We start from the raw sequence: 20,736 nt of genomic DNA, 5'->3' as shown, positions 1-20,736 counted from the left end.
GTGCTCAGTGCTTGGCCCGCCGTGTTCAGCGTGCGGCCGCTGTGCTCAGTGCGTGGCTGCGTGGCCCGCCGTGTTCAGTGTGCGGCTGCTGTGGTCGCTGTGCTCAGTGCGCGGCGTGCACGCGTTGGTGTCCGGCCGCGTGCGGTTCGCGGGGGCGGTGCAGGCCGTGCGGCTCGCGTGCGCGGTGGGTGCGGAAGACGTAGAGCGAGACGACGAACATCACGAAGAACATCCCCCCGCCCCACCCCACGGAGCTCAGCACCGACGGTGCGCTGCCGCCGAGGGAGTAGAGCCAGCCCATCGACGCCCCGAAGAGCGCGCCGTACGCCAGCGCGCGGGTCTCCGTGATCATGGTCGGCTGGAAGTGCACCAGCGTCACGCCCAGGATCCCGGTGACCACCGCCGCGATCAGTCCGAGGAGCGCGGCCTGGCCGCCCTTGGTCCCGCCCGTGTGGGCCATCCAGATCGTGTAGCAGCCGAAGCAGAGCGCCGCGATCACCGGGAGCGCCAGGGAGAGCGGGGGATGGCGCATCGTGTCGGCCGCGGGGCGTCCTTCGAGGCCGGAGACCGACGCGCCGTGCTCCGGTTCGACGGTGCCGTGTGAGCGGGCGGCCCGGGCCTCGGGCGGTCCGCTTTGGCGAGCGGGCTGGTCACCGTGCGCGTGCTGGTCCATGGCGGGCTCCTCTCGTTCGCCCCTCTTCCAGTCCAGGCGACACCCGGGCGCCGGCGCCGGCAACCGGAGCGGCCCGGTGCGCCCCGTGGCTCCCGCGGGTCCCTGCCGCTACTGCTACCGCTACCGCAGGTCCTTCTGGTACCAGGCGACGTCCCAGTAGCGGCCGAACTTCCGGCCCACCTCGGTGAACGTGCCGAGGGGACGGAAGCCGAAGCGGGCGTGCAGGCGGCCGGACGCCTCGTTGGGCTGGGTGATCCCGGCGTAGGCGCGGTGCACGTCCTCGTCGGCCAGCGCCGCGAAGAGCGCCCGGTACAGGAGCGTGCCGACGCCCCGGCCGGCGGCTTCCGGCGCGCAGTACACGGTCGTTTCCACGGAGGTCGCGTACGCGCCCTTGGGGCGGAAGGCGCTGCTGGTCGCGTAGCCGAGGAGGGCGCCGTCCCCCTCTCCTGCGGACTGCGCAACCAGAAGGCGGTGCGGGCCGTCTTTGGGGTGGGAGAGCAACCACGGGCGACGTTGTGCGGGGCTGAAGGGCTCCGTGTCGAATGTGATGGCCGTCTCACGGATGTAGTGATTGTAAAGATCCGTGAGGGCTGTGAGGTCCGTCTCGGCGCCCGCTCTGACCTGCACTTCCCCGCGCTCAGTCAACATCTCTCCTCCCTCGTGACGGCGCAGGGTACTGCATGATCAGAAAAATCGGGGAGCGGCTTGGGAATTCTGTCCGGATTCCAGCCGTTGTTTCCTTCGGACGGGTCAGCCGGTTCGGTCCCCTGGAGGTCCACAGACCGACGACCCGCCCCACTGTCCCGCGACCGACTCAGCGCAAAGGGAGCACCCGCATGGCAACCCGTGCCGTCGCCCGTCGTCAGGCCAGCACCTCCGGCTCTGGCCAGGCCAACAGCGTTCGCGCAGCAGGCGGAGACATCGCCGACCGCGACCTGGTCGGCATGTACCTCGACGAGATCGCGCGCACGCCGCTGCTCGACGCCGCCAAGGAGGTCGAGCTGTCCCAGACCATCGAGGCGGGCGTGTACGCCCAGCAGATCCTGGATGGTGAGATCACCGACGGCAATGCCGTAGGCGCCGGCCGTGAAGAGCTCGAAGCGCTGGCCGCCGACGGCGACCGGGCCAAGGACGTCTTCATCCGGTCCAACCTGCGCCTGGTCGTCGCCGTCGCCCGCCGTTACCCGCGCGCCGGCCTCCCCCTGCTCGACCTGATCCAGGAGGGCAACGCCGGCCTGGTGCGCGCCGTCGAGAAGTTCGACTACGCCAAGGGCTTCAAGTTCTCGACCTACGCGACGTGGTGGATCCGCCAGGCCATCACCCGTTCCATCGCCGACCAGTCCCGCACCATCCGGCTCCCCGTCCACCTCGTCGAGGAGCTTGGCCGGATCCGCCGGGTGCAGCGCGAGTTCAACCGCAAGAACGGCCGCGACCCGGAGCCGGAGGAGGTGGCCGGCGAGCTGGGTTCCACGGCCGCCCGGGTCACCGACGTCCTGGACTGGGCCCGCGACCCGGTCAGCCTGAACATGGCGGTCGACGACGACGGTGACACCCAGTTCGGTGACCTGCTGGAGGACACCTCCGCGGCCTCGCCCGAGCAGTCGGTGCTGACGCTGCTGCGCAGCGAGGAGTTGGAGGACCTGATCGACCGCCTCGACCAGCGCACCGCGTCGATCATCAAGGCTCGCTACGGTATCGAGGACGGCCGCGAGCGGACGCTGACCGAGGTCGGCAAGCAGCACGGTCTGACCCGTGAGCGGATCCGCCAGATCGAGAAGCACGCGCTGCTGGAGCTGAAGCGGATGGCGCGGGACACCGGGTTCGACGCGGCGGCCTGAGCCGCGTCCCCCGGGGGCGGGCCCGTACCGGGCGCGTCCATGAGGCGAGCGCCCGTCCCGGTGCGGGGTGGACGGCGCGCGGGGAAGCGCGCCGCGCGAACGCACCCGCGGGTGTAGTGAGCGGGTGTGCAGCTGTCCCGTGGGCGTGCAGCTATCCCGTGGGCATGCGGTGATGCCGAACGTGCGGTGGCACCGGGCGTGCCGTGACGCCGGGCCCGCCGTGATGCAGAGCGTGCGGTGACGTCGAGCGTGTGCGGTGACATCGGGCGTGTGCGGTGACGTCGAGCGTGCAGTAAATCCATGTGGGGCGAGCCCCGGTGCCGTAGTGGCGTCGGGGCTCCTTTGTGTCTGCGGGCGGTTCCGCCGGGGGTGGTGCGCCGCATCTGGCCGCGGTGCGCCGCACCTGGCCGCACCGCGCCGTGCCTACGGGCGCGACACCGTGCGGCATCGTGCGACTCCGTGCCCGTTTGGGTCCGATTGCATGCCCGTATCTGTTTACTTGGTGGAAAGCTGGGCGTAGCATCCCGGTGAAACCACAAGTTCGGGCATGGAACGGACACAGACGCAGATGTACGCACCCGAGCGCCAGCAAGAGATCCTGCGGCTCGCCCGTGAGAGCGGGCGGGTCGATGTGCTCTCCCTCGCCGAGGAGTTCCAGGTCACCGCCGAGACCGTCCGGCGCGATCTGAAGGCGTTGGACCGCGCCGGTCTGGTCCGCCGGGTGCACGGCGGCGCCATCCCGGCCGGCCGGTTGGACTTCGAGCCCGACCTCGCCGAGCGGGACGCGGTCGCCGCCGACGAGAAGCAGCGCATCGCCCGGGCCGCGCTCGCCGAACTGCCCGGCGGCGAGGGCCCCGGCAGCGTGATCCTCGACGCCGGCACCACCGCCGCCCGGCTTGCCGCCGAGATCCCGCTGGAGGCCGAACTGACCGTGGTCACCCACGGGTTGCCGGTCGCCGCGCGGTTGGCCGACCACCCCGGCCTCACCCTCCACCTCGTGGGCGGCCGGATCCGGCACCGTACGCGGGCCGCGGTCGACGACTGGGCGCTGCGCGCCTACCGGGAGATCAACGCCGACGTGCTCTTCCTGGCGACCAACGGCTTCTCCCTCGACGGCGGGCTGACCACCCCCGACCTCGCCGAGGCCGCGGTCAAGCGGGCGTTGATCGCCGCCGCCCGCCGGGTGGTGCTGCTCGCCGACTCCGCCAAGTTCGGGCAGCAGCACTTCGCCCGCTTCGGTGCGCTGTCGGACGTGGACCTGCTGATCACCGACACCGGGCTGAGCCCCGAGGACGCCCTCGCCATCGAACGCGCCGGCACGGAAGTCATCCGCGCATGACGCCGCCCACCGCGATCCCCACCTACGTGGGCGTCACTGCGACCACCACCTACGTGGGCGTCGCCGCGATCACCACCTACGTGGGCGTCGCCGCGACCACCACCCACGTAGGCGCCCCCGTGGCCACCACCCACGTAGGCGCCACCGTGCCCACCGCGAAAGGCACGCCCGCCGCGCCCCGCCCGCGCATCCGCCGCGGCGCCCGCACCCCCCTCACCGCCCGCACCTCCCTCACCGCCGGACCGGAACACCCATGATCATCCTCACCGTCACCCCCAACCCCAGCCTGGACCGCACCTACGAGATCCCGGCGCTGGAGCGCGGCGCCGTCCTGCGGGCCACCGGCGACCGGATCGACCCCGGTGGCAAGGGCGTCAACGTCTCCCGGGCGGTGGCCGCCGCCGGCCACCGCACCCTCGCCGTCCTGCCGTTGGGCGGCCCCGCGGGCGCGGCGCTGGCGGGGCTGCTGCGGGACGAGGGCATCGACGTGGCGGGCGTACCGGTCGCCGGGCAGACCCGCTCCAACATCGCCGTCGCCGAACCCGACGGCACCCTGACGAAGATCAACGCGGCCGGTCCCGAACTGACCGCCGACGAGTCCGAGGCACTGCTGGCCACGGTCGGCGAGCGCTCCGCCGGCGCCGACTGGATCGCCTGCTGCGGCAGCCTGCCGCGCGGACTGGCACCCGAGTGGTACGCCGAACTGGTCGCCCGGGCGCACCGCGCCGGCGCCCGGATCGCCCTGGACACCTCGGGCCCGTCGCTCACCGCGGCGCTCCGCGAACGCCCCGACGTCGTCAAACCGAACGCCGAGGAGCTGGCCCAGGCCGTCGGCCGCCCCCTGGCGACCGTCGGCGACGCGGTCGAGGCCGCCGAGGAACTGCGCTCCTGGGGCGCCCGGGCCGTCCTGGCGTCGCTGGGCGCGGACGGGCAACTCCTGGTCGACGCGGCCGGCGCCCACTTCGGCAGTGCCCCGGTCGCCGCCGTACGCAGCAACGTCGGCGCCGGGGATGCCTCGCTCGCCGGCTTCCTCGCCGCGGGCGGCACCGGTGCCGTGGCGCTGGCGGCGGCGGTGGCGCACGGCGCGGCGGCCGTACAGCTGCCCGGCAGCCTGATGCCGACGCCCGCGGACCTGGCCCCGGAGCGGGTCACGGTGACCGCCGAGGTGCCGCTCGGCCGGGCGTTGACGGAGCCGGTACCCGATCCCCCCGCACCCCGTCCCCACCGCCCGCACGGCGGTACCGCGCGCAAGGGAGCCCGCGATGAGTGAGCTGATCACCGCGGATCTGGTCGATCTCGACCTGTCCGCCGCAACGAAGGACGCCGCCGCCCGCATGCTGGCGGAGCGGATGGCCGCCGCCGGGCGGGTAACCGACCTGGAGGGCTTCCTCGCGGACGTGGCCGCCCGCGAGGCCCAGATGCCGACCGGCCTGGACGGCGGCATCGGCATCCCGCACTGCCGCAGCGCGCATGTCACGGAGCCGACGCTGGCCTTCGGGCGCAGCGCGGCCGGTATCGACTTCGGCGCCGCGGACGGCCCGGCCGACCTGATCTTCCTGATCGCGGCGCCGACCGGCGGCGACGCGGACCATCTGTCGATCCTGTCGTCGCTCGCGCGCCAGTTGATGGACGAGGCGTTCACCGGCGCGCTGCGGTCGGAGACCGCGCCGGCGCGGGCGGCGGCGCTCATCCGGGGCGAGGAACCGGAGCCGGACGCTCCGCGGCCCGAGGACGCCCCCGCGCCCGAAGCCGCGGCCCCCGCGCCCGTACAGCCCGCCGCCGAGCCCACCGCCACCGCCCCCGCCCCCGCCGCCGCGACGCCCGCCCCCTTCCGTATCGTCGCCGTCACCTCCTGCCCCACCGGCATCGCGCACACCTACATGGCCGCCGAATCCCTGGAGAAGGCCGCGCGGGCGGCCGGCGTCGAACTCACCGTGGAGACCCAGGGATCGGCCGGATTCCAACGCCTGGACCCGCAGCTGGTCGCGGCGGCCGACGGCGTGATCCTCGCCCATGACGTCGAGGTGCGGGACCGGGAGCGGTTCGCCGGGAAGCCCCTCGTCGACGTCGGGGTGAAGGCCGGCATCAACCGCCCCGCCGCACTCATCGCCGAGGTGCGCGAGAAGGCCGCCCGGGGAGAGTCCGCCGCCGCGCCGGCACCCTCCACCGCCCCCATGGACAGGGGCGCCGAGGCCACCGACGGCTACGCCACCCGGCTCCGCACGTGGTTGATGACCGGTGTGAGCTACATGGTGCCGTTCGTCGCCGCGGGCGGTCTGCTGATCGCCCTGGCCTTCGCGATCGGCGGCTACACCGTGAACAAGGCGCCGTCGGTCGCCGACCACTTCCTGTGGACCGAGTCGGCCAGCTGGGCGGCGCTGCTCTTCCAGATCGGCAGCACCGCCTTCGGCTTCCTCGTCCCGGTCCTGGCCGGCTTCATCGCGTACGGCATGGCGGACCGGCCCGGCCTGGTGCCCGGCTTCGTCGGCGGGGCGATCGCGCTCACCGTCAACGCGGGCTTCCTGGGCGGGCTGATCGCCGGTCTGCTGGCGGGCGCGGTGGTGCGGGCGATCCAGCGGATCGACGTACCGCCGGTGCTGCGCGGCATCATGCCGGTGGTGGTCATTCCGCTGGTCTCCTCGGCGGTGGTCGGCTTCCTGATGTTCCTGGTGGTCGGCAAGCCGATCGCCGCGCTCCAAAAGGCCCTCACCGGCTGGCTGTCCGGCCTCTCCGGCGCCAACGCCGTGATCCTCGGGGTCCTCCTGGGCCTGATGATGTGCTTCGACCTGGGCGGACCGCTCAACAAGGTCGCCTACGCCTTCGCGGTCGGCGGCCTGGCCAACCCCAATCCGGGCAGCCTGAAGGTGATGGCCGCGGTGATGGCGGCCGGCATGGTCCCGCCGCTGGCGATGGCGCTGGCCACGACCGTGCGGGGCCGCCTCTTCACCCGGGCCGAACGGGAGAACGGCAAGGCGGCCTGGGTGCTCGGCGCGTCCTTCATCACCGAGGGCGCCATCCCGTTCGCCGCCGCCGATCCGCTGCGGGTGATTCCCTCCGCGATGGTCGGCGGCGCGGTCACCGGCGGCCTGTCGATGGCCTTCGGCTGCACCCTCCGCGCCCCGCACGGCGGCATCTTCGTCGTTCCGCTGATCGGCCAGCCGCTGCTCTACCTCCTGGCCGTCGCCGCCGGCACCGCCGTCAGCGCCACCCTGGTCGTCCTCCTCAAGCGCTTCCGGACGCCGGCGGCGGCACCGGGTACGGAGGGACCGGCACCCGCCGACGCCGCGCACCCCCAGGTGAGCACGCACCGCGAGGTAACCACGCACTAAAGAGTGGGTACTTGTCCGGAACTGCGCTCCCGCCAAGACTGATCAGCAAGAGATCAGCAAGAGATCAGCGTGAATGAGGCGGGGGCGTAGTTCCGTTATGGCAGTGGAGAATTCGGTAGGGAATTCCGTGGAGCACGCGGTCCGGGAAACGACGCAGCAGAGCGTTGCGGTACTCGGCCTGGGAGATATGGGAACGGCGCTGGCGACGGCGCTCCTGGCGGCCGGCCGTCAGGTGACCGTGTGGAACCGTACGGCGCGCAAAACCGACGGGCTGGTGGAAAAGGGCGCCCGGCGCGCGGAATCCCCGGCCGCGGCGATCGCCGCGAGCGAGGTCGTGCTCGTCTGCATCCTGGATTACGCCGACATCGCACCGCTACTGGCGGCCGACGGCGCCGGTGCGGTACTGAAGGGCCGGGTCGTGGTCAATGTGACCAATGGTTCGCCGACCGAGGCGCGGGCGCTGGCGGACCGGGTTTCCGACCTCGGCGCGGAATATCTCGACGGCGGCATCATGGCCGTTCCGGACATCATCGGAACGCCGTCGGCCTTTGTTCTCTACAGCGGCGCGAAAGGAGCTTTCGAAGCGTCCCGCGGGGTACTGGACGCCTTCGCGCGGAGCGTTTATCTGGGCACGGATCCGGGATTGGCGCCGCTCAACGACCTCGCTTTGCTGAGCGGAATGTACGGCATGTTCGGCGGTTTTCTGCACGCGGCCGCGCTGGTGCGTTCGGCGGACGGAAACGTCACCGCATTCACCCGGGATCTGCTGGTGCCGTGGCTGCGGGCGATGGCGGAGAACCAATTGCCGGCGATGGCGGCCCAGGTGGACTCCGGGGACTACGGCGCCACCGGCTCCCACCTCGCCATGCAGGTCTCGCACGACGCGATCGGCGACGTCAGCCGCGCGCAGGGCGTCAGCACGGAACTGTTCGACCCGCTGTGGGAGCTGATGAAGCGCCGGGTGGCGGACGGCCACGGCCAGGAGAGCAACGGGGGAGTGGTGGAACTGCTGCACCCCCGGGAGCGGCGGGCGTAATCCCGGCCGCACCCGCTGGACGACGACGAGGCGGTGACCGCCCTCCTGGGAGGAGCGGTCACCGCCTCGTGCGTGCGGTTCAGCGGGTGCGGCCGGGCGTCAGGAGGCGCTGCCCGCCGTCCACTCCGACCAGGACATGTTCCAGCCGTTGAGGCCGTTGTCCGGCTTGACGGTCTGGTCCTTGGAGTTCTTCACGATCACCACGTCGCCGATCAGCGAGTTGGTGTAGAACCACTTGGCCGGGGTGTCGCCACTGCCGCCCTTGTTGTCCTCCAGGCCGACGCAGCCGTGGCTGGTGCCGGTGCGGCCGAAGATCGACGAGCTGCCCCAGTAGTTGCCGTGTATGAAGGTGCCGGATGACGATAGCCGCATGGCGTGCGGCACGTCCTTGATGTCGTACTCGCCGCCGAAGCCGACCGTCGAACCGTCCATCCGGGTCTGCTCGAACTTCTCCGAGATCACCATCTGGCCGTTGTAGGTCGGGTGGTCGGGGCTGCCGCCGGAGATCGGGATGGACTTGATGACCTTCCCGTCCTGCTTGATGGTCATGGTCTGGGTGTTCATGTCGACCGTGGAGACCTGCGAGCGCCCGATGGTGAAGGACACCGACTTGGACTGCACGCCGGTGATGCCCGGGCCGCCCTTCACCCCGTCCAGGTCGATCTTCATGGTGATCTTGGAGCCGGCCTTCCAGTAGTCCTGCGGCCGGAAGTCCAGCCGCTGGTTGCCGAACCAGTGGCCGACGACCTGCTGGCCACTGCTGGAGGTCACCGTGATGTGGGACCGGACGTCCTTCTGGTTGGCGATCGGCTTGTCGAAGTTGAAGGACACCGGCATGCCGACGCCGACGGTCTTGCCGTTGTCGGGCGTGAACGAGCCGATGAAGCTGTTGGCCGACGAGACCGTGGTGAAGGTCGCGTTCTCGGTCGCCGGACGGCCCTTGGCGTCCTTGGCGTTCGCCACGATCTTGTACTTGGCGCCGCGGTCGAGCTGCGCCCCGGGCTTCCACGAGGAGCCGTCCGACGATATGGCGCCGGAGACGTCCTTGCCGGTGTCGACGGCGGTGAGCTTCACGTCCGTCAACTTGCCGCCGGTGACGCTCACCCCGGTGTCGTTGATGCTGGCGTTGGTGGCGCCGTCCTTCGACGTGACCTTGATCTTGGCGTCGGAGGCGTCCTTGGCGGCCGCGGCGTCCGCGCCGGCCTGGCCGTTCTTGCCGTCGCCGTGGCCACCCGCCTCGGCGTCGCCCCCGCACGCCGTCAGGGACAGCGCGCCCGCGGCGAGCAGGGCGGTGACGGCCAGCGTGCGGCGCGTCCGGCGGGCCCGGCGGGGTGCGGCGGATTCCCGCGCCTCGGTCTGAAGCGGCTGGTGGTCGGTGCGGGACTGGGCGGGCGCGGGGTTGTCCAGCGATGTCACGAGCTGCTCCATACAGGGGTGTTGTTATTCCGTGCTGGTAAACAGCACCTACGGGTGGATTTGGTTGCGGGTGCGACTGTGTTGTGATGAAGGTCACATTCGTGGCGGCAGGGGTCGGTCATCCGGCCCTGATAGCCAGGTTCGCAGTGCTGTGCCGTCTTCGTCCAGGTGGGGCGGCGCGGCGGGTTGCACCACCGGCGTGCCCGACAGGCGCAACGGGCTGGCGACTTGGGGAATCCGCCCGGCGCCGACCGGCGCGACCGGATCCAGCCCGAGCCGCGCCGCCAATTCCAACGCCTCGGACAGGCTGTTGACCGGCCCGCACGGCACCGACACTGCCGTCAGCCGCTCGGTCCAGCCCCGCGGAGTGTCGGCGGCCAGCCGGCTTTCCAGCGCTTCGATGAGGTCAGTGCGGTTCTGCACCCGGTCCTGGTTCCGCCGGAACCGCGCGTCCTCCGCCAGCTCCGGCGCTCCCAGTGCCCCCGCCAACGCCCGGAACTGGCGGTCGTTCCCCACCGCCACGGCCAACAGTCCGCCCCGGCACGCCAACGTCTCGTACGGGGCGATGCTCGGATGGCGATTGCCCATCGGCCCCGGATCCTGCCCCGTGGCCAGATAGCCGGACGCCTGGTTCACCAGCGACCCCAGGAGCGACGAGAGCAGATTGACCTCCACCAGCTGCCCCGCGCCGGTCCGATCGCGGTGCCGCAGCGCCGCCAGGATGCCCGTCGCGGCGTCCTTCGCGGTCAACACGTCGACCAGCGCCACCCCCGCCTTCAGCGGCGCCCCACCGGGCTCACCGGTGATGCTCATCAGCCCGCCCACCGCCTGGACCACGAAGTCGTACCCGGGCAGCGCCGCACCCGCACCGGAACCGAAACCGGTGATGGTGCAGTGCACCAGGCCCGGGTTGGCCGCCAACGTGGCCGCCGGGTCCAGGCCGTACTTGGCGAGCGACCCGGGGCGGAAGTTCTCGATCAGGACGTCCGCCCGGCGGGCCAATTCCCGGGCCGCGGCCGCATCCTCCGGATCGCCCAGGTCCAGCGCCAGACCGCGCTTGGAACGGTTCGCGGCGTCGAAGTACGCCGCGGTGCCCTCGGCGGCGAACGGCGGCCCCCAGGAGCGGGTGTCGTCGCCGGTGCCCGGCCGCTCGACCTTGATGACCTCGGCACCCAGGTCGGCGAGCGTGGCGGCGGCGAGCGGGCCGGCCAGGACCCGGCTGAAGTCGGCCACGAGGACGCCGTCGAGGGCGCGGGGGACGGTCCGGTGGTGATGCTGCGGCACGGGCGCACTCCTCACGTCGCGGACGAGGTGCCGCCATCGTTCGCGACCGCCCGCGGCGGAGGGAAGTCGCCGCGGTGTCCAACGGGAGGCGCGGCAGTGCGCCGGTGCGGCCGGTGGCGCACCACCGGGAGAGGGCCGCGAGTGGGCCGCAAGACGGACGGGGGATGCGCGTGTGGTGTCGGGAATACGGGGAAATGTCATAGGAGATGTGTCACTTCATGATTTACGACCCAAGATCCCCTGTTGGAAGCCCTGACGCGTGGTGTCTACTGGGGGCTTGCCCAGCGCCCACTTGTTCGGGAGGAACAGCATGCTCCCCTCCGTTTCGATTCTCCAGCAGATCGGCCTAGGCATTCTGCTGGTCGTCGTCGTCCTCTGGGCAGTCGGCCTGGTCAGACTCACCCGACGCGGGAACCACGGGACCGCCGCCCGCTACCGGCAGCGACCGCCCCGCTCCCGGGCCCGCCTCGACGCCGTACCGCGTCAGACCGGCCCGGGCGGCCCCGCCTCCGAAAACGTGGACCTCACCCCCGCCGAGCGCCAAGCCTTCGACGACCTCGTACGGCAGCTCACCAGCCGTAGTTGACGCACCGTCGGACCGCCGGGCGCAGCGACCCACGGGCGCGCCCGGCTCAGTGCACCGGCCCCAGCTTGAGCAACGCCAGCGCCGCCAACATCTGGACCGACACCGCGGCCGCCGCCTTACGGGTCGGCAGATGGTGTTGGCCACGTATCAGCAGCACCGCGAGGAAGTAACCGAACCCCCAGGTCGTCCACGTGGCGGCCTGAACGAACGTGGAACTCGTCGGCAGCCAGCCCGCGATGACCAACCGCGGCAGATCCGTCACCCAGAACAGCACCACGAACAGACTCGTCGTCGGCGCGAACCGCCCGTTGCCCCCGAGCGTCCGCGCTATCGCGTGCGTGACCGCCCCCAGCCCCAGACTGGCGAGCAACACCCCCGCCTCGGCCATCCCGGCCAACTGCAACCCCGCGGTGCGGTCCGCCGCCCACTGCGCCCGGAACGCATCCACCGACACGATGCCGATCCCGCCGCTGATCAGGCACAGCAGCACCGCCGCACTCCAGGTGCTGCGGTCCCGCGCCTCGTCGAACACGTCCACCGGCCGGTACCAGAGCCCGAATATCAACCGGTGCCACCACAGTCGGCGACGCCGTACGGGCTCCCGACGTGCGGGTTCTTGACGCGCGGGCGCGGGCTTGGGAGGCCCCGGCTGCACCAACGTGGGCGGCGGCGGAGGCGGCGGCTCCGCACCCGACGGCGCGGCGGCGCGCCGGCCGGACCGGGACGGAGGCGGTGTGGGGGGCGGCGATGCGGACATACGGCCGTTTCTACCACCGGCCGCATCGGCCCGACGCGCGGGCATCGGGCGAGGCAGAACACCGGCGACCGGACCCGGATGAGACGCTCGACCGGTGACTCTTCAGACACCGGAGCACGACGAGGCGCACAGCGCCGGACTGGGCAGCCGCCTCAACTGGCTGCGGGCGGCGGTCCTCGGGGCCAACGACGGAGTGGTCTCCACCGCCGGACTGGTCGTCGGCGTCGCCGGCGCCACCGACTCGCGGGCCACTCTGCTCACCGCCGGGCTCGCCGGACTGCTGGCCGGATCGATGTCCATGGCGGCCGGCGAGTACGTCTCGGTCTCCACCCAACGCGACTCGGAGAAGGCCGCGCTGGCCCTGGAGAAACGCGAACTGGCCACCGAACCGCAGGCCGAACTCCAGGAACTGACCGAGCTGCTGGAGGGCAAGGGACTCGGCTCCGAACTGGCCCGGGAAGTCGCCGAGCAACTGACGGAGCACGACGCGCTGCGCGCCCACGCCGAGGTGGAACTCGGCATCGACCCCGACGACCTCACCAACCCCTGGCACGCGGCGGGCGCCAGCTTCCTCGCCTTCACGGTGGGCGCGCTGCTGCCGCTGCTCGCGATCGTGCTGCCGGCGGCGGGCGCGCGACTGTGGATCACGGTGGTCGCCGTGCTCGCGGCGCTGGCCCTGTGCGGCTGGACCAGCGCACGCCTGGGAGCGGCGCCGGTGGGCCCGGCGGTGCTGCGGAACGTGGCGGGCGGCGCGCTGGCCATGGGCGTCACGTACGTGGCGGGGACGTTGCTGGGCGCGGTGGGCGTGTAGGTCCGGCCCGGTGGATCGGGGCCGGACCGGCCCTAGGTCCTGTCGCCTTCCCGCGTGCCGTCGGCCGGCCCGTACAGGTCCGAGTACGAGGGGAAGACGCCGCCGGGGCCGTCCACCGAGGTGGCGGCGAGGGCGGCCTTGACGACGGCCCGGGTCAGGACGTCGGCGCCGGTGGCGAGGATGTCGTTCAGGGCGCCGGCTTGCAGGTGGACGCCGAAGGCGGGGTCGGCCAGGGCCTCCGCGGTGGCGAGCGGGCGGGCGCCGGTGGCCAGGGCGAAGACCGTGTCGCCGTCGTTGAGGAGGTGGACGGGGCGGAGGGCGCGGGCCAGGCCGTCGTGGGCGGTGCCGGCGAGCTTGTGGGCCTGGGCGCGGGTGAGGTCGGCGTCCGTGGCCACCACCGCGAGGGTGGTGTTGAGGGGCGGGTGGACCGATGCGGCGGACCGGGCCGCGGAGATCTCCCGGGCCTGCGCGAGGCGGCGTTGGGCGGCCGCGTGGACCTCGGGGTCGGGCAGCGGGCCGCGGGCGCCGTAGAGGGCGCCGGTGTGGGGGTCGGCGAAGGAGCCCGCGGCGTTCACGGCGGCGAGTGCGGCGACGGTTATGCCGGACGGCAGGACCGCGCTGGCGGTGCCGATGGCGCCCTTGAAGCCGCCCGTGACCGCGCCGGTGCCGGCGCCGATGGCGCCCTGGGGGACGGGCGAGCCGGGGGCCGTCCGGGCGGCGGCCTCGACGGCCGCGCGGCCCAGGGCGGCGTCCGGGCGGGCCCGCCAGTCGCCGCCGCGGCCCAGGTCGAAGAGGGCGGCGGCGGGGACGACGGGGACGACCTGGGCCGGATCGGGGCCGACCCGGAAGCCGCGGCCCTGCTCCTCCAGCCAGGCGGCGACACCGGACGCGGCGTCAAGGCCGAACGCGGAGCCGCCGGTCAGGACGACGGCCTCGATGCGCTGGACGAGGTTGCGGGGGTCGAGGGCGTCGGTCTCCCTGGTGCCCGGGCCGCCGCCGCGTACGTCGACCGCCGCGACGGCACCGCCTTCGGGGGCGAGGACGACGGTGGTGCCGGTGAGCCAGCCGTCGCCGGTGCGCTGGGCGTGGCCGACCCGTAGGCCGGGGACGTCGGTCAGGGCGTCGTGCGGGCCCGGGGGGTGAGGGGTGACCTCGCCCCCCTGGTGCCGCTGGTGCTGCCGTGCGTCAGTCATGGGGCCATGCGTACCACGCGGCTCCCGCTCAGAGGCCGGCCGGGCCCATCACGACGACCGGGTGGAGTTCCGGGTCGAGGGTGCGCAGCAGTTCGCGCATCACCTGGGGCTTGAGGCTGACGCAGCCCTGGGTGGGGCCGTCGTGGTCCACGTGCAGCCAGACGCCGCCGCCCTTTTCGTCGCCGAGGGGCCGCTGGCCGTCCAGCGGGGACGTGCCCGGGACGCGGTTGTAGTTGATGGCGATGACGTAGTCGAAGGCGCCGGCCAGCGGCTCGCCCTCGACGCCGGTGCCATGGGCGACGAAGCTGCTGTTGTGGTCGTAGGGGAGCTTGGTGCCCTCGGGGGCGGGCAGTCGGCCGCCGGCGTCGGTGAGGGCGTAGACGCCCGCGGGGGAGCGCAGGTCGCCGTAGTGGTGGCGGGTGGTCCATCCGTGGGCGGCGTTGTGCGCGACCCAGGCGGGGCCGGCCGCCCAGAGGTCCGATCCGTCCGCGCGGGTGTAGAGGACGACCCGGGACTCGTACGAGTCGGGGCCCTTGCCGGTGACGACGAGGACCTGGCGGGCGTTGGCCGGTATGCGCTTGCGGGCGGCGTCGCTGAGGTCCGGGATGGTGCGCAGGCCGCGGGCGGCCTCCGGGGCGGCCTGTGCGGGCGCGGGGGTGTTCGGGCTGGACACCGTCCGGGCCGAACCGCTCTTGGCGTCCGGTCGGCCGTTGTGGTCGTCGCCCGAGGCCGGCCAGGCCCACAGGGCGGTACCGACCAGGGTGGAGAGCGCGAGGCCGCTGACGGCTTTGCTGCGCCGGGACAGTCTCCTGCGCGCACGGGACTGAGCGTGGCGGGCTGCCATGTCTGGCGTCTCCTCAGGTACGGGCGGGTGGACGGCCCGTGGGTCACCGCGAAATGTGCCGGACCCCCGGGCATAAAAAGGGCAATCTGCACCCTACCGCGTTCCGGCGGAGCCGCTTCCGCGGGCTGCGGTGAACGGTAGAGGGCACGAGGACGACGGCGCACGTCGGCTGGACCTTTGGTAGGGGATTACGGCGATTAGTCGGGTGTGCGGGGTGTGGGGGCCGCTCCGGAGGGTGCGTCAGGGGTGCCCGAAGTTGGCCGGAATGTGCTCCAAGTCTGCTCTGTGCGAGTCGAGTTGGGCGGCGATCCAGTGCTTGGTGCGCGGTTGTTGCGGGCCGCCTGACGGGGGTTCGGGCGGGCGGTCGGGGCGGGCGCGCGTACGGCCGTTCGGCACGCTAATGGGGGACGGGGCGCGGGACGGGCGCCGCTCGCACCCCTCACCGGGATGGGCCGACCGGCGGCCGCTACTCCTCCTCCAGGGCGGTGCCCTGGCGGGCCGTCAGGGTGACGCCCACCGCGACCGTCAGCGCCGCCACCAGGCCCGCCGCCGGAACCGCCGCCGGCCCCGCGAACGTGCAGGCCAGGACCAGTGCGGCGGCGACCGGCAGGACCAGCTGCTGGGCCGGCCCGCGCTTCTGGTGGCGGGAGTGGATCAGCCACACCGTGAACAGGTAGAGCGCGGCCGGCACCGTGAAGCAGGCCGCCGCCGCGTACGCCGAGAGGTGGGCCCGGCCGGCCGACTCCTCCACCGCGATCTCGATCCCCGCACCGACCGCCGCGGCCGAGCCGAACACCAGATAGTGCCCGTAGCCCCACAGGAACGACTGGCGGTTGGAGCGCAGGTGGAGGTGGATGGGGACCGCGAAGTAGATCCAGTACGCGGCGAAGACCAGCAGCAGACCGCCGGCCGCGATCGGCAGCAGGGTGTCCAGGTCGTGGTGCTCGTCGAGCGCCGACTGCACCGCCACGGTCGCCGCGGAGACCGTCTCGCCCAGCACGATGATGGTGAACAGGCCGTAGCGCTCGGCGATGTGGTGCGGGTGCCAGCTGGTCTGCCGGTCGCGTTCGGCGATCGCCGGGACCGACAGCTCCAGGAGGCCCATGACGATGAACACCCACGGGGCGTCGGCCGCGGGCAGGAACAGCAGCGCCAGCCAGCCGACCTGGCAGAGGGTCACCCCCAGGGCGTAGCGGAGGGCCGTCCGCCGTTCGGTGCCCCGGGTGCCGTGGGCGGCCCGCAGCCACTGGCTGACCAGCGCCAACCGCATCACCAGATAGCCGAACCAGACGATGCGGAAGTCACCGGCGGTGAAGGCCCGCGGCACGCCCGCGGCCAGGATGAGGACGCCGGCGATCTGCACGAGGGTCACCACCCGGTACAGCACGTCGTCGGTGTCGTACGCCGACGAGAACCAACTGAAGTTGACCCACGCCCACCAGATGGCGAAGAACAGCATCAGATAGCCGGTGATGCCGTGCCCCGGGTGGCCCTCGGCGAGGGCGTGCACCAGTTGGCGGCCGGCCTGGGCGATCGCCACGACGAAGCAGAGGTCGAAGAACAGCTCCAGTGGAGTGGCGGCGCGGTGCGCCTCCGCACGGCTGCGCGCACGCATCAGAACCGGCACGGTGCCCCAGCCCCTCTCGTCGACCGCTGGTGGGGTGGCCCTCAGTAGAGCGTGGGGGCCGGGGCGACGGCGGCAACGGCGGCAACGGGGCCGCGGCGTGTCGTGGACCCGCGCCCACCGGGCCCACGCCCACCGAGCCCACGACGTACGCGCTGGTGAGGGCTCCTGATCCGCCGGGCAGGCCCTAGTCGGCCACCGCTTCCACGATCGACGGGAAGCCGGCCGTCGGCAGTACCCGCGTCAGCCGGAAGTCGCCCGCCGCCAGCAGCGCCGCGAAATCGTCCGCGTTGCGCTCCCGGCCGTCGAGGAGCGCCAGCATGGCCATGTCCATCGTCTTGCCGAAGTGCGGTGCGTTCCCGGGCGGCAGGACCGAGTCGACGACCAGGAGGCGGCGGCCGGCCGCCATCGCCGTGCGGCAGCTGCGCAGGATGCGGCGGCAGTCCTCGTCCGACCAGTCGTGCAGGACGTGTTTGAGGACGTAGACGTCGCCGCCCTCCGGGACGGCGGCGAAGAAGTCGCCCTCCTGGGTGCGCCAGCGGCCCTTCAGGTCGTCGGTGTCCAGGAGGTGGTGGGCCAGCGGCGGCGCCAGGTCGAAGAGGACGCCGGTCGCCTGCGGGTGGCGGCGGAGCACCGCGCGCAACAGCCCGCCCCGGCCGCCGCCGACGTCGATGACGGTGCCGGTCTCGGGAAACGGGTAGACGGCGGCCACCGCGTCGTCCACCGGGGCGGCCAGCGACGCCATGCCGTCGTCGAAGAGTTCCCGCTTGGCCGGATCCGACTCCAGGTGGGCGAAGAGCGGTACGCCGAACAGTCGCTCGAAGGCCGCGCCGCCGTACCGCACCGCCTCGGTCAGGCCGGCGGAGGTCCGTAGGAACAGGTCGTCGGTGAGCATCATGACGGCGGGGTGCAGCGAGTCGGGCACGTCGGTGCGCAGCTGCCGGGCGGCCGGCGTCAGCTGGTACGCGCCCGAGGCGTCCTCGCGGAAGATGCCGCGGGCGGCGAGGTACCGCAGGACGCGGCGCAGGTGCGGGGCGTGGGTGTCGGTGGCGGCGGCCAGTTGTTCGGGGGTGCGCGGGCCCGCGGTGAGCCGGTCGGCGATGCGGTAGTGGGCGGCGGTGCGCAGCGCGGCGGAGAAGAGGTGGCCCAGGGCCTGGTCCATGAGGTGGGTCGCGAGGTCGCCTGGCTCGTCCGCCGGACGGGTGGGTGAAGTGGCCAACGTCAGCCTCCGGTCGTCGGCTTGGTCATGCCTGCGCCACGTCGCAGGCACGGTGATCCACGGTTGCAGGCGGGGGCGGTGGTGTCACGGGGGGTGGGGTGGCGACCCGCTGCGTACCGGCCAGGGAGCGCGGGCGCGGCCCGCGGCGTGATCGTGCGCGCCGGGGGGCAGACGGCGCCGGCCGTGCATGGTCGAATGCGCGTATGAGCGACCGTGACCTTCCCTTCCCCGCATCCGTCCTGGAACCGCTCGACGCCCGCCTCGCGGACCTCGTGGCGCTCTACGAAGACCTGCACCGCCACCCCGAAATGGCCTTTCAGGAGACCCGCACCGCCGGCGAGGTGGCCCGCCGCCTGACCGCGTACGGCTACGACGTCACGACCGGCATCGGCGTCACCGGCGTCACCGGTGTGCTGCGCAACGGACCGGGCCCGGTGGTCCTGCTGCGGGCCGACATGGACGCGCTGCCGGTGACCGAGAACTCCGGGGTGCCGTACGCCTCCACGGTCCCGGGGCGGATGCACGCCTGCGGGCACGACGTCCACGTGACCTGCCTGCTGGGCGCGGCGGACCTGCTCGCCGCGGGGCGCGACCGCTGGTCGGGCACGCTGGTCGTGCTGTTCCAGCCGGCCGAGGAGGCCGGCAGCGGCGCCCGCGCCATGCTCGACGACGGCCTCTACAGCAAGCAGCTGGTGCCGGTGCCCGATGTGGTGCTGGCGCAGCACGTCGCCCCGTTCGGCGCGGGGCTGATCGCGTACTGCCCGGGCGCCTGCATGGCCGCCGCTGACACGCTGGAGATCACCTTCCACGGGACGGGCGGCCACGGGTCGCGGCCGGAGACGACGGTGGACCCGATCCTGATGGCGGCGGCGTTCGTGCAGCGGGTCCAGTCGGTGGTGTCGCGGGAGATCGCGGCGAAGGAGCAGGCGGTGGTCACGGTCGGCTCGTTCCACGCCGGGGACACCGCCAACGTGATCCCGGACCGGGCCGTCGTACGGCTCAGCGTCCGCAGCTTCGACCAGAACGTGCGGACCGCCGTGCTGGCCGCCATCGACCGGATCGCCCGCGCCGAGGCGACCGCGTCCGACGCGCCGCGGGAGCCGGAGACGAAGCTGCTCGACTCCTTCCCGGTGACGGTCAACGACACGACGGTGCTGGCGGAGGTCAACGAGGGCTTCACCCAACTCTTCGGCGAACAGCGGGTGTTCGCCTACGAACCGGCGACCGGCAGTGAGGACGCGGGCCTGTTGGCGACTGCCGCCGAGGCGCCGCTGTACTACTGGTGGCTGGGCGGCTGGGACCCGGACGAGTTCCGCACGGCGCTGGCCGCCGGTCGGCTGGCCCAGGACATCCCCTCCAACCACTCGCCGCAGTTCGTGCCGGTCGCCCGGCCGACCCTGACCATGGGCGTGCAGGCGCTGACGGCCGCGGCGCTGACCCGGCTGGCCGGGGCGTAGCGGGGGCCGGTCCGGTCCGTTGACCTTGTCCCTGGGGGAAGGCCCAGCATCGGTGGGGCCGGGCGAGGCGCCCGGTACGAGGAGGACGGACGCCGTCCGGCGGGTGCCGGACGGGGCGACGGAGTGCGGAGGAGCGCCGGGTGGACGGGGAGTTGCTGACGATCGGGGCGTTCGCACGGGCGTCCCGGCTCTCGCCGAAGGCGCTGCGCCTGTATGACGAGCTCGGTCTGCTGACGCCTGTTCACGTCGACCCGTACAGCGGTTACCGGCACTACGCCCCGGCCCAACTGGAGCGCGCCCGGCTGGTCGCCTGGCTGCGGCGGCTCGGGATGCCGCTGGCCCGCATCCGTGAGGTGTGCGGGCTGGCGCCGGTCGCGGCGGCCCGGGCGGTCGCCGCGTACTGGGCGCAGGCCGAGGCCGAGGTCGCCGCCCGCCGGGACCTGGCCGCCTTCCTCGTGGACCAGCTGGAGCGGAAGGACACCATGATGAGCGAACCCCTTGACCCTGCAACCCCGTTGACGATGCGCTGCGCCGCCCTGGCGGACCGGGGACTGGTCCGGCCCACCAACCAGGACGCGGCCCATGCCGGCCCGCGTCTGCTGGCGGTCGCCGACGGCTACGGCCCCAGTGGGGGGCCGGCCGCCACCTCCGCCATCGAGGCGCTGAAGGCCCTGGAGGACCAGGATCTGACCTCGGCCGACCTGCTGGCCGTATTGGAGGAGGCGGCGCTGCACGCCCACCGGACCGCGCCGTCGGCCGACGAGTCGACCGGCAGCACCCTCACCGCCCTGCTGCGCTCCGGTTCCCGGGTGGCGCTGCTGCACGTCGGGGACTCGCGGGCGTATGTGCTGCGGGACTCCAAGCTGATCCGCCTCACCCACGACCACAGCCTGGTGCAGTCCCTCATCGACGAGGGCCGGCTCACTCCCGAGGAGGCGCCGTCGCATCCGCAGCGCGCCCTGCTGCTGCGGTCCCTGGACGGCGGCACCGACTTTGCCCCGGACCTCCACCTGCTCGACGTCCGCCCCGGTGAGCGCTACCTGCTGTGCACCGACGGCCTGACCGGCGTCGTCCCGCCCGAGGCGATCCAGGAGGCCCTCACCGGCGCGGCCACGCCCCAGCAGGCCGTCACCGCACTGGTCCGCCTCACCCACGAGGCCGGCGCCCCGGACAACGTGGGGTGCGTGGTGGCGGATGTGGTGGAGGGGGGCGAGGTGGCGTAGCTGGGGTGGGGCGGGGTGGGTGGCTTGGGGCGGGGCTGGGGGCCCGTAAGGGGGTGCCCTTAGGGGGAGTGGGCGCCCCTTGCGGAATCCCTGCCCGGCGGTGTCGA

At 72.9% G+C, this 20,736-nt stretch carries 19 protein-coding genes; 10 read left to right on the top strand and 9 right to left on the bottom strand.

The genetic code is table 11. The features are described 5' to 3' along the window. Positions 1 to 103 precede the first annotated feature (103 nt). Both ACFVT2_RS28065 and ACFVT2_RS28060 read right to left on the bottom strand, forming a co-directional pair. Positions 104 to 673 carry a hypothetical protein gene (locus ACFVT2_RS28065; protein WP_390022311.1) on the bottom strand — a complete coding sequence of 190 codons (570 nt, stop codon included), beginning with the start codon at positions 671 to 673 and terminating at the stop codon, positions 104 to 106. Between the two features lie 120 nt (positions 674 to 793). Then, the gene (locus tag ACFVT2_RS28060) at positions 794 to 1,321 is read right to left on the bottom strand and encodes a GNAT family N-acetyltransferase (protein ID WP_390022309.1); all 528 of its coding nucleotides are present in this window, start codon (positions 1,319 to 1,321) and stop codon (positions 794 to 796) included. Between the two features lie 188 nt (positions 1,322 to 1,509). Between ACFVT2_RS28060 and ACFVT2_RS28055 the strand changes: the two genes are divergently transcribed. From ACFVT2_RS28055 to ACFVT2_RS28030, 6 genes are all read left to right on the top strand, one after another. Continuing rightward, a complete protein-coding gene (locus ACFVT2_RS28055) occupies positions 1,510 to 2,511 on the top strand; it encodes an RNA polymerase sigma factor RpoD/SigA (protein WP_390022307.1) in 1,002 nt (333 codons plus the stop codon). A 568-nt stretch (positions 2,512 to 3,079) separates the two neighbouring features. Then, positions 3,080 to 3,850, top strand: coding sequence for a DeoR/GlpR family DNA-binding transcription regulator (locus ACFVT2_RS28050; RefSeq protein ID WP_390022358.1), 771 nt, complete (start codon positions 3,080 to 3,082; stop codon positions 3,848 to 3,850). Continuing rightward, positions 3,847 to 4,107, top strand: a complete 261-nt coding sequence (locus tag ACFVT2_RS28045) for a hypothetical protein (RefSeq protein ID WP_390022305.1) — start codon at positions 3,847 to 3,849, stop codon at positions 4,105 to 4,107. Before ACFVT2_RS28050 ends, ACFVT2_RS28045 begins: the two co-directional genes overlap by 4 nt. Then, positions 4,107 to 5,120, top strand: a complete 1,014-nt coding sequence (gene pfkB / locus ACFVT2_RS28040; protein ID WP_390022357.1) for a 1-phosphofructokinase — start codon at positions 4,107 to 4,109, stop codon at positions 5,118 to 5,120. The genes ACFVT2_RS28045 and pfkB overlap by 1 nt, the downstream gene beginning before the upstream one ends. Then, positions 5,113 to 7,179 (top strand): fructose-specific PTS transporter subunit EIIC, encoded by a 2,067-nt coding sequence (locus ACFVT2_RS28035; RefSeq protein ID WP_390022303.1) that lies wholly within the window; start codon positions 5,113 to 5,115, stop codon positions 7,177 to 7,179. Before pfkB ends, ACFVT2_RS28035 begins: the two co-directional genes overlap by 8 nt. Before the next feature lie 127 nt (positions 7,180 to 7,306). Further along, positions 7,307 to 8,215 carry an NAD(P)-dependent oxidoreductase gene (locus tag ACFVT2_RS28030; RefSeq protein ID WP_390022301.1) on the top strand — a complete coding sequence of 303 codons (909 nt, stop codon included), beginning with the start codon at positions 7,307 to 7,309 and terminating at the stop codon, positions 8,213 to 8,215. Between the two features lie 99 nt (positions 8,216 to 8,314). Here the strand turns inward: ACFVT2_RS28030 and ACFVT2_RS28025 are convergent, their stop codons facing one another. Together ACFVT2_RS28025 and ACFVT2_RS28020 are read right to left on the bottom strand one after the other, a co-directional pair. Then, positions 8,315 to 9,643, bottom strand: a complete 1,329-nt coding sequence (locus tag ACFVT2_RS28025; protein ID WP_390022300.1) for an Ig-like domain-containing protein — start codon at positions 9,641 to 9,643, stop codon at positions 8,315 to 8,317. 81 nt (positions 9,644 to 9,724) lie between these two features. Then, positions 9,725 to 10,915, bottom strand: coding sequence for a CaiB/BaiF CoA transferase family protein (locus tag ACFVT2_RS28020; RefSeq protein WP_390022298.1), 1,191 nt, complete (start codon positions 10,913 to 10,915; stop codon positions 9,725 to 9,727). A gap of 310 nt (positions 10,916 to 11,225) precedes the next feature. Here ACFVT2_RS28020 and ACFVT2_RS28015 point away from each other — a divergent pair, with 310 nt between their 5' ends. Then, positions 11,226 to 11,501, top strand: a complete 276-nt coding sequence (locus ACFVT2_RS28015; RefSeq protein ID WP_390022296.1) for a hypothetical protein — start codon at positions 11,226 to 11,228, stop codon at positions 11,499 to 11,501. 46 nt (positions 11,502 to 11,547) lie between these two features. Here ACFVT2_RS28015 and ACFVT2_RS28010 read toward each other — a convergent pair whose 3' ends face one another. Beyond that, complete coding sequence (locus tag ACFVT2_RS28010; protein ID WP_390022294.1) at positions 11,548 to 12,066, bottom strand: Yip1 family protein; 519 nt, start codon at positions 12,064 to 12,066, stop codon at positions 11,548 to 11,550. Between the two features lie 286 nt (positions 12,067 to 12,352). On the opposite strand from ACFVT2_RS28010, the gene ACFVT2_RS28005 reads away from it, so the two are divergent. After that, entirely contained in the window at positions 12,353 to 13,069 is a 717-nt protein-coding gene (locus ACFVT2_RS28005) for a VIT family protein (protein ID WP_390022293.1), read from the top strand. Between the two features lie 32 nt (positions 13,070 to 13,101). Here the strand turns inward: ACFVT2_RS28005 and ACFVT2_RS28000 are convergent, their stop codons facing one another. From ACFVT2_RS28000 to ACFVT2_RS27985, 4 genes are all read right to left on the bottom strand, one after another. Beyond that, positions 13,102 to 14,262 carry a P1 family peptidase gene (locus ACFVT2_RS28000; protein ID WP_390022292.1) on the bottom strand — a complete coding sequence of 387 codons (1,161 nt, stop codon included), beginning with the start codon at positions 14,260 to 14,262 and terminating at the stop codon, positions 13,102 to 13,104. A 28-nt stretch (positions 14,263 to 14,290) separates the two neighbouring features. Further along, positions 14,291 to 15,106, bottom strand: a complete 816-nt coding sequence (locus tag ACFVT2_RS27995) for a L,D-transpeptidase family protein (protein WP_390022291.1) — start codon at positions 15,104 to 15,106, stop codon at positions 14,291 to 14,293. Between the two features lie 466 nt (positions 15,107 to 15,572). Beyond that, positions 15,573 to 16,721 carry a low temperature requirement protein A gene (locus tag ACFVT2_RS27990; protein WP_390022290.1) on the bottom strand — a complete coding sequence of 383 codons (1,149 nt, stop codon included), beginning with the start codon at positions 16,719 to 16,721 and terminating at the stop codon, positions 15,573 to 15,575. Positions 16,722 to 16,917: 196 nt separating this feature from the next. Further along, entirely contained in the window at positions 16,918 to 17,949 is a 1,032-nt protein-coding gene (locus ACFVT2_RS27985; protein WP_390022288.1) for a methyltransferase, read from the bottom strand. A gap of 203 nt (positions 17,950 to 18,152) precedes the next feature. Between ACFVT2_RS27985 and ACFVT2_RS27980 the strand changes: the two genes are divergently transcribed. Beyond that, positions 18,153 to 19,406, top strand: coding sequence for an amidohydrolase (locus tag ACFVT2_RS27980; protein ID WP_390022287.1), 1,254 nt, complete (start codon positions 18,153 to 18,155; stop codon positions 19,404 to 19,406). A gap of 140 nt (positions 19,407 to 19,546) precedes the next feature. Continuing rightward, positions 19,547 to 20,629, top strand: a complete 1,083-nt coding sequence (locus tag ACFVT2_RS27975) for a MerR family transcriptional regulator (protein ID WP_390022285.1) — start codon at positions 19,547 to 19,549, stop codon at positions 20,627 to 20,629. Positions 20,630 to 20,736 lie beyond the last annotated feature (107 nt).

Source organism: Streptomyces sp. NPDC058000 (genome assembly GCF_042886435.1).
Taxonomy (GTDB): Bacteria; Actinomycetota; Actinomycetes; order Streptomycetales; family Streptomycetaceae; genus Streptomyces.
This window is presented reverse-complemented; position numbering and strand designations above follow the sequence as displayed.

Excerpts from the sequence above, each read along its gene's own strand:
- ACFVT2_RS27990 (WP_390022290.1), bottom strand. The coding sequence starts at position 16,721 with ATGCGTGCGCGCAGCCGTGCGGAGGCGCACCGCGCCGCCACTCCACTG.
- ACFVT2_RS28065 (WP_390022311.1), bottom strand. The coding sequence starts at position 673 with ATGGACCAGCACGCGCACGGTGACCAGCCCGCTCGCCAAAGCGGACCG.
- ACFVT2_RS27995 (WP_390022291.1), bottom strand. The coding sequence starts at position 15,106 with ATGGCAGCCCGCCACGCTCAGTCCCGTGCGCGCAGGAGACTGTCCCGG.
- ACFVT2_RS28045 (WP_390022305.1), top strand. The coding sequence starts at position 3,847 with ATGACGCCGCCCACCGCGATCCCCACCTACGTGGGCGTCACTGCGACC.
- ACFVT2_RS28060 (WP_390022309.1), bottom strand. The coding sequence starts at position 1,321 with ATGTTGACTGAGCGCGGGGAAGTGCAGGTCAGAGCGGGCGCCGAGACG.
- ACFVT2_RS28025 (WP_390022300.1), bottom strand. The coding sequence starts at position 9,643 with ATGGAGCAGCTCGTGACATCGCTGGACAACCCCGCGCCCGCCCAGTCC.
- ACFVT2_RS28015 (WP_390022296.1), top strand. The coding sequence starts at position 11,226 with ATGCTCCCCTCCGTTTCGATTCTCCAGCAGATCGGCCTAGGCATTCTG.
- ACFVT2_RS27980 (WP_390022287.1), top strand. The coding sequence starts at position 18,153 with ATGAGCGACCGTGACCTTCCCTTCCCCGCATCCGTCCTGGAACCGCTC.
- ACFVT2_RS28055 (WP_390022307.1), top strand. The coding sequence starts at position 1,510 with ATGGCAACCCGTGCCGTCGCCCGTCGTCAGGCCAGCACCTCCGGCTCT.
- ACFVT2_RS28035 (WP_390022303.1), top strand. The coding sequence starts at position 5,113 with ATGAGTGAGCTGATCACCGCGGATCTGGTCGATCTCGACCTGTCCGCC.
- ACFVT2_RS28000 (WP_390022292.1), bottom strand. The coding sequence starts at position 14,262 with ATGACTGACGCACGGCAGCACCAGCGGCACCAGGGGGGCGAGGTCACC.
- ACFVT2_RS28050 (WP_390022358.1), top strand. The coding sequence starts at position 3,080 with ATGTACGCACCCGAGCGCCAGCAAGAGATCCTGCGGCTCGCCCGTGAG.